Origin of the sequence: Natronolimnohabitans innermongolicus JCM 12255 (genome assembly GCF_000337215.1) — an archaeon.
Lineage (GTDB): Archaea > Halobacteriota > Halobacteria > Halobacteriales > Natrialbaceae > Natronolimnohabitans > Natronolimnohabitans innermongolicus.
In genome coordinates, this window is sequence record NZ_AOHZ01000067.1 from 1 (window position 1) to 7,951 (window position 7,951).

Annotated in this window: 6 protein-coding genes; 3 read left to right on the forward strand and 3 right to left on the reverse strand. The window is 68.3% G+C overall.

Annotation, left to right across the window (positions count from 1 at the left end):
• Window positions 1-83: 83 nt before the first annotated feature.
• A complete protein-coding gene (locus tag C493_RS13940; protein WP_007260098.1) occupies window positions 84-1,145 on the reverse strand; it encodes a glycosyltransferase family 4 protein in 1,062 nt (353 codons plus the stop codon).
• 172 nt (window positions 1,146-1,317) lie between these two features.
• Window positions 1,318-1,959 (reverse strand): hypothetical protein, encoded by a 642-nt coding sequence (locus tag C493_RS13945; protein ID WP_007260099.1) that lies wholly within the window; start codon window positions 1,957-1,959, stop codon window positions 1,318-1,320.
• Window positions 1,960-2,283: 324 nt separating this feature from the next.
• Between C493_RS13945 and C493_RS13950 the strand changes: the two genes are divergently transcribed.
• Window positions 2,284-4,179, forward strand: a complete 1,896-nt coding sequence (locus C493_RS13950) for a S9 family peptidase (RefSeq protein WP_007260100.1) — start codon at window positions 2,284-2,286, stop codon at window positions 4,177-4,179.
• A gap of 192 nt (window positions 4,180-4,371) precedes the next feature.
• On the opposite strand, the gene C493_RS13955 is transcribed toward C493_RS13950, so the two are convergent.
• Window positions 4,372-5,031, reverse strand: a complete 660-nt coding sequence (locus tag C493_RS13955; RefSeq protein WP_007260101.1) for a TorD/DmsD family molecular chaperone — start codon at window positions 5,029-5,031, stop codon at window positions 4,372-4,374.
• Between the two features lie 105 nt (window positions 5,032-5,136).
• Between C493_RS13955 and C493_RS13960 the strand changes: the two genes are divergently transcribed.
• Window positions 5,137-6,984: an aldehyde ferredoxin oxidoreductase family protein gene (locus C493_RS13960; protein WP_007260102.1), complete on the forward strand. Its 1,848-nt coding sequence runs from the start codon at window positions 5,137-5,139 to the stop codon at window positions 6,982-6,984.
• A gap of 6 nt (window positions 6,985-6,990) precedes the next feature.
• On the forward strand, window positions 6,991-7,842 hold the full coding sequence (locus C493_RS13965) for a DUF7124 domain-containing protein (protein ID WP_083912418.1): 852 nt from the start codon (window positions 6,991-6,993) through the stop codon (window positions 7,840-7,842).
• Window positions 7,843-7,951: the final 109 nt, after the last annotated feature.

Here is a 7,951-nt window from a genome sequence, read left to right on the forward strand (position 1 = left end):
GCCCTGTCGAAGTCGGTGGAACATGGCACTGAGTGACGGCGCGTATCCACGGCCTGAAGGCCGTGGTATTGCGCCTGTTCAGCCTATAAGAATCCGTGATCCGCTTGCAGCGTCCGATACTGCTCGAGGTACTGCTCGGCGACGACGTCTCGGTCGTAGTCGGCGAACCGATCGTCGAACGTCCGGTACTCGAGGTCGCCCGCGGAGACGATGGCGTCGGCCAGTTCCTCCTCGCTGGTCGTTCGAAAGCCGCGCTCCCAGCCTTCGACGAGTTCGTGGGCGCTCGAGTCGGCGTGGTACTCGACGATGCCGACACAGCCCGCCGCGAGTCCCCAGCACATCTCGGTCGGGAAGACGCAGCGTTCGGCCGTCTGGGCGAAGACGTGCGCGCCGCGGTAGATCGCGATCCGCTCCTCGAGCGCGCGGTCGCCGGCGAACTCGATTCGATCCTCGATTCGGAGGTCGCTCGCGAGTCGCTCGTAGGTCGGTCGCTCTGGGCCGTCGCCGACGACGGTCACCGACCAGTCGCGCCCGCGAAGTTCCGCGAGCGCGAGCAGGAGGCTCTCCAGGTTCGCGCCCTCGTCGAGTCGGCGGGCGTAGACGACGTCGATGCGGTCGGCCGGCTCCGTCTCTCGAACCCGGTCGATATCGATCGGATTCGGGACGGTTTCGACGCGGTCGCCGTCGGCGCCGCGCTCGCGAACCCAGGTGGCCACGAGTTCCGAGGGGACGATCAGTCGGTCGCCGCGCGTCGTCGCCCGCCGGGTCGGTCGGTCGTCGTCGATCCCGCCGTCGCCGTACCACTCGGCGACCAGCGGCGCTCGCGCGAGTTTCGCACCCCAGGCGGCGGCTCGCAGCGCTGCCGGCGAGTCGGCGGCCGCGTGGACGAGGTCGGGGCTCACCGCGGCGAGGTCGAACGGGACTCGGAGACAGAACGACCGGCCGGCGTCGACGTCGTCGACGACCGCGTGGTAGGTGACGTCCTCGCGCTCGACGGTGGGCGACTCCTCCGGCCAGAACTTCGCACAGAACAGGTGCACCTCGTGGTCGCGTTCGGCGAGCAACTCGAGGACCGTCTGTAACCGTCGGTTCGTCTCGGTGTCCCGGTGGTGAACGGTGTCGCTCGAGACGAACGCGAGACGCATATGCCGCGGAACGTAGCGGCAGGATAAAAAGTCACTTCTTTCGGGCTGTCAATCGCCGAAGACGATCGCCGCCGGACGGGCCGCATTCGCGGTCGGCCGCATCGAACTCGATCCCACTGGGTTCTGATACGTCGGTCGGTGGCGGAAACAAAGTGAGACGCTCGCTCGAGCGTCAGTCGTCGCCGAACGAAATCGCGTCGGTGAAGAAGTCGGTGATTTGGTCGATGATCCCGTCGTCGGCATCGTCGTCCGCGTCGTCACCGTTTTCGGTCGGTTCGACCGAGTCGTCGTCTGATTCGTCTTCGTCGTCAGCGTCGTCGTCACCGTCAGCTTCGTCCTCCTCGTCGTCCGCGTCGTCAGTTTCGTCCTCGTCTACGTCGCTCTCGTCCTCGTCGTCCGCATCACTCTCTTCATCGTCGTCGTCAGCTTCGTCCTCTTCGTCGTCCGCACCGTTCTCGTCGCTCTCGTCCTCGTCATCATCGGCGTCGTCGTCCGTGTCTTCGTCCTCATCCTCGTCGTCGATCCCGTTCTCGTCGTCATCGTCAGCTTCGCCCTCCACGTCTTCCTCGTCGCCGTCGTCATCGCCCTCGTCGTCGCCGTCGGCACCATCATCGTCACCGACGGATCCGTCGAGGTCGACCGGATCGTCCGATCCTTCGGTCTCGGTCTCCTCTTCGCCCGTCGAGAACCCGATTCCGATCCCGGCGATCGTGAGTCCGAAGGCGGCGAGGACGACGACGACAACGGTGAGAATCGCTATCGTCGAAACGCCGTCTCCATCGCCGTCGTCTGGTTGGCTCCCCGTCTCTTGCATCGTACTCGATGCGTTCGACTCGAGTCGGTTTGTTACGCACACCGATCAGCACACGCGGTGTTAGATCACTGCCACGAGGTTCCCGATCCGGCTCGAGGCCGCTACCGGCGAGCGGCGACGTCGAGTCCCGCTGTAAGACGAGCCTAGCCACCGCCAGAGCGGACGAATACGGTTCAACGGACGCGAATTACTCAGAAACGCGAACTAGTCGAGGGCGCAATCGGCCGTCGCACGCGATCGATCCGGCTGCAGTCACCGACCCGACCACCGGCAAATCTGTCGCCGCACCCAAACGCCTACCCACTCGAGGCCTCTCCTGCGTGTATGGGCAGCTACGAGATCGAACGCTACCTCAATATCCGAAGCGCCTACGGGGCCTCGTTCGGGCCCGACGGCGACCGGCTCTCGTTTCTGATGAACACGACGGGCACGTCCCAGGTCTGGACGCTCGAGGAACCCCGCGGCTGGCCCGAGCAGCGGACGTTCTACGACGAGCGCGTGACCTTCGCCTCCTGGTCGCCCGAGCGTCCCGAACTGATCTTCGGGATGGACGAAGGCGGCAACGAGAAGGCCCAACTGTTCCGGCTGGACGCCGAAACCGGCGAGATCACGAACCTGACCGCGAAGCCGGAGGCGAAACACCGGTGGGGCGGCTGGAGCCACGACGGCGAGCGGTTCGCGTTCGCCTCGAACCGCCGCGACGAGTCCGTTTTCGACGTCTACGTCCAGGACCGGGACGCGACCGGAGATGGCGCGCACCTCGTCTACGAGGGCGACGGCTGGCTCTCCCTGTCGGGGTGGAGCCCGGACGACTCCCGACTGCTCGTCTCGCAGGCCTACTCCAACTTCGATCAGGATCTGTACGTCCTCGACCTCGAGGCCGACGAGGACGAACTCGAGCACCTCACGCCCCACGAGGGCGACGTCCGCTACCAGAGCGCCAGCTGGGCGCCCGACGGCGAGGGGATCTACCTCGTCACCGACGAGGGCGATGCGGATACCCTCTACCTCGCCTACCTCGACCTCGAGGACGAGACGCTCGAGACGGTCGCCGACGGAGACGGGTGGAACGTCGACGGCATCGCGCTCGACGACGAGTCCGGCCGGTTCGTCTTCTCGCGCAACGTCGAGGGGTACACCGAACTCACGGTTGGGGAGTTCGACGCGGACGATCCGACCGAATTCGAGCCCTTCCCCGATCCCGACCTGCCGGGCGGCATCGCCGGCGGCGTGAGCTTCGATCCCGACGCCGAGCGGTTCGCGCTGTCGACGACCGGCGACGCGGTCAACACGAACGTCTTCGTGGTGGATATCGAGACCGGCGAGGCCGAGCAGTGGACCAGCGCGCCGACCGCGGGCATCCCACCGGAGACGTTCGACGAGTCGGAACTCGTCCACGTCGAGAGCTTCGGCGTTGACGGGCGTAGCCCGTCCGCTCGTGGGACTCCAGAGGAGTCCCACGCTGGCCTCGAGGTGCCGGGCTTCTTTACGTTGCCCGACGGCGCCGATGGGGGCGAAAACGGGGACGGAAGCGGCGACGGCGTCCCCGTCGTCGTCGACATCCACGGCGGGCCCGAGAGCCAGCGTCGGCCCTCCTTCTCCTCCGTCAAGCAGTACTTCCTCGACCGGGGCTACGCCTACTTCGAGCCGAACGTCCGCGGCTCGGCGGGCTACGGCGCCGATTACGCCGCGCTGGACGACGTCGAAAAGCGCATGGACTCCGTGGCGGATATCGAGGCCTGCGTCGAGTGGCTCCAGGACCACCCTGCGGTCGATCCCGACCGCATCGCCGCGAAGGGCGGCTCCTACGGCGGCTTCATGGTGCTCGCGGCGCTGACCGAGTACCCCGATCTCTGGGCGGCCGGCATCGACGTCGTCGGCATCGCCAACTTCGTCACCTTCCTCGAGAACACGGGCGACTGGCGCCGCGAACTCCGCGAGGCCGAGTACGGCAGCCTCGAGAACGACCGGGAGTTCCTCGAGGAGATTTCGCCGACGAACAACATCGAGCACATCGAGGCGCCCCTGTTCGTCCTTCACGGCGAGAACGACCCGCGCGTTCCGGTCGGCGAGGCCGAACAGATCGTCGAGAGCGCTCGCGAGCAGGGCGTTCCGGTCCGAAAGCTGATCTTCGAGGACGAAGGGCACGGCTTCTCGAAGCTCGAGAACCGCATCGAGGCGTACTCCGAGATCGCGGACTTCCTCGACGAACACGTCTAATACTGCCGGACAGCACTCGTTGCCGATCGGTCGCGCGACTGCGGTCGTCGCCGTCGGAGCCGACCGCGACTTCGCGACCGACTGCGCACTGACTGCTGTCCGACAGTATAACTCGCCGACGTCTCCGGGACCGCGAGCGCGAGTTCGTCGATTCGTGGGACTCGAGTAGCGGACCCGATTCGATCCCGACACTCACTCGCCGAACAGTGACGACGGCGCCTCGTCCTGGGAGGAAGAGAGATCGTACCCCGGCTCGAGGTCGGCCGGGTCGAGACTGAGCAGATAGGTGTCGGCCTCGAAGACGCCGTCGATCAGCCAGCCGACGGCCTCGTAGAAGGGGTGGTCGGCCATCTCCTGAACGTCCGTCGCGAGTTCGGGGAGCCACCAGCCGTGGATCGTCAGAAACGCGCGACGGAGGTCGTCGTCGCCGTCGCGGGCGAGCATCGCGAGAGCGGCGAACTCGACGGCGGCGTGGTCGGCCTCCTCGCGGAGGTCGCTCGAGGGGCGGATCCCGAGGTCGCGGTAGGAGCGTTTGACCGCGGCCAGGGGCTCGCCGAGGTAGTCGTCGGCGTACCAGGACTCGTGGATCTGCATTCGGGGCCGCGGCCCGACGAAGAGTCTGGTGTGGACGCGACCGAGTTCGGCGGCGGCCTCGGCTGGGTCGTCGACGCCGGCCTGCCACTGGCGCAGGCGCTGGTAGCCGTTCGCCAGCGCCTGCGGCGAGGCGTCCCTGGGGAACCGTTCGGCCGCGAGCCGCTCGACGCCCGATTCGTCGGGCGGATCGGCGAGCGCGCCGGAGATGAACGCGTAGAGGTCGGCGAGTTCGCCGGCCGCCTCATCACTCTGTGACATGGTATACCATACGGCGTTGTCGGTGTTAAGCGTTGGTCGCAATGCGTCGACACGGACGACGGCCCACCGTGAACCTTAATCAGTCGACGGCACCAATATATGGTAATGGATCGCACGGACCGGCTCTTGCGGGTCGACCTCTCCGCGGGCACCGTGACGAGCGAGGCCGTCCCCGAGCGGTGGCTCGAGCGCTACGTCGGGGGGAAGGGACTCGGGGCTCGGTACCTCTACGAGGAGCTCGAGCCGGGCACGGATCCGGCCGCTCCCGAGAACGTGTTGCTGTTCGTCGTGGGGCCGCTGACCGGCTACACGCCCGGCGAGCAGCGCTACGCCGCGATCACGAAGTCGCCGCTGACGGGTGCGTTTCTCGACTCCTACGGCGGCGGCGCGTTTCCCGGTCGCCTCGCCGGCTCGCTCGGCGACCACACGGGTATCCTCGTCACCGGCGAGGCCGACGAGCCGGTCGCGCTGTCGATCGCGGACGGCGAGGCGACCCTCGAGTCCGCTGCCGACCTGTGGGGGCTCGACGCCGAAGCGACCGACGAGCGGTTCCCCGACGCCGCCGTCGCCTGCGTCGGCCCCGCGGGAGAGCGCGGCGTTCAGTACGCGACGATCGCCTCCGATGGCGGCGACCACCACGCCGGCCGGGGCGGCGCGGGCACCGTCATGGGAGGCAAGAACCTGAAAGCCGTACTCGCCCGCGACGACGCGCCAGACGGCCTCGCCGACCGTCGAGCGCGCGCCAGCGAGGCGTTCGCCGAGAGCGAGACCGGTCGGTGGCTCGCGGCCAGCGACACCGTCGAAACCGTCGACTTCGCCAACGAGGTCGGTGTCCTTCCGACCCGGGGCTGGCAGGAAGGGCGCTTCGAGGGCGCCGACGAGATCGGTATCGAACGCGTCCGCGAGGCGGCGACCGGCCGCGAGCGTCCCGACGATCCCGTCCCGGGCGGCTTTACCGTCGACGTCGAGGGCGACGACAGCGAGGGTGAGAGCGAGAGCGTCCCGCGCGGGGCGACGCCGATCGTCCTCGGCGCCGGCCTCGGCATCGACGACTTCGACGCCGTCGCGACGCTGGGCGCGCTCTGCGACCGACTCGCGATGGACGTGATTACAGCCGGCAACGCGGTCGCCTGGGCGGTCCGCGCGAGCGACGCGGGCGTGATCGACCGCGACCTTTCCTTCGGCGACGAGGCGGCCGCCCGCGAACTCATCGAGGAGATCGCCGCCCGATCGACGCCGCTGGGCGACGCGCTCGCCGAGGGCGTCGACGGCGCGGTCGCGGCGTTCGGCGGCGAGGGACTGATCCCGACCGTCAAGGGGATGGAACTCTCCTCGTACGATCCGCGCAGCGCGGAGACGATGGCGCTTGCCTACGCCACCAGCGACCGCGGCGGCTGTCACCGTCGGGCCCGACCGGTCGAACTCGAGTCGGTCTCCGGCAGTCACCGGAGCGCGACGGAACGCGCCGCCGCCGTCGTCGAAGAACAGAACCACCGCGCGCTGCTCTGGTGTCTCGTCGCCGACGACTTCCTCGAGGACGTGTTCCGCGCCGACCGCGGCGCCGAGTGGCTGGCGGCCGTCGGTTACGACCACGACCCCGAATCGCTCTCGGCGGTCGGCGAACGGGTCTGGACGCTCGTCAGGCTCTTCAACGTCCGGGAAGGGTTCTCGCGGGCCGACGACGAACTGCCCGCAGTGCTGACCGAGCCGCGCGCTGACGCGTCCGACTCGAGCGGTGACGTCACCGACGGCACGAGCACGGACGCAAGCGGCGGGCTCGACCGGGACGCGTTCGAGACGCTCCTCGAGCGCTACTACGCGGTCCGCGACTGGGATCGACGGGGACGACCGACCGAGGAACTGCTCCGACGGCTGGACCTGGCCGACGTGCCCGACGAGGCGACGCCGGTCCCGCCGACGACCGACGGCAACCCGACCACAGAACGGAGGTGAACCACCGTGACAGACAGTATCGATCTGGACGAGATGGAGATCGACGACGGGGACGAACAGGCGGAAGACGCGAACCACGGCGACTGGCTCTGGCGCGGCGAGGGCGACCCGGACGACGAACCGGCGCCGAACTGGAGCACGACGCCGACGGAAGCGGCCGACGACGAAGCGGCGAACGCCGCTGCCGACGACGGGTCGACAGCCGATCGTGACGGAGATGCCGAACCCGGAACCGACGAACCAGGGCCAGGGCCAGAGCCGGAATCAGCATCGAAACCAACGGAACGATCGGAACCCACCGACGAGCCCTCGGCGACCCCGAAACCGAAAGTACCCGGCGACTCGGCGGGCCCCGTCGGCGTCCCCGAGGAGAGCGGCGGCGCCGGCGGCGGAAAACCGTCTCGACACGCCGAGAGCGGAGAGGGTCAGGGCTCGAGTTCGCACGACGACTCGGAATCGACCGAGCGAACGAGCAGCCACGGCGACGCGTCCGATCCGGACGACATGACGCTCGCGTTTACCTATCGGGCGATCAACCGGCTCGCCGATCCGCAGTACGCCGTCGCCGACGCCCGCGGCTGGAGCGACTGGATCGGAATCGTCGGCACCGTCTCGACGCCGGCCATCCGAAAGTTCCAGCGCGACACCGGGATCGACATCGACTTCTTCGGCGGCTCCGAGACCGGCCCCGCCGAGCGGTTGGCCGACATCACGCCTGAATCGATGTTCTACGCCGATCGAATGGTGCTCGTCGGGACCGCCGGTGACGACGAAATCGCCGACGCCGCCGACTGGGAGTTCGTCCCTCTCGAGACGGCCGCGGAAAACGCCGACTGGGCGGTCGAATTCTCGGACTGACGGCCCCTCACGCCGGCGTTTGTGGGAGACACGCCCGAACTCTACGCGTCCTCGCCGGCGTCTGTGGGAGACACGCCCGAACTCTACGCGTCCTCGCCGGCGTCTGTGG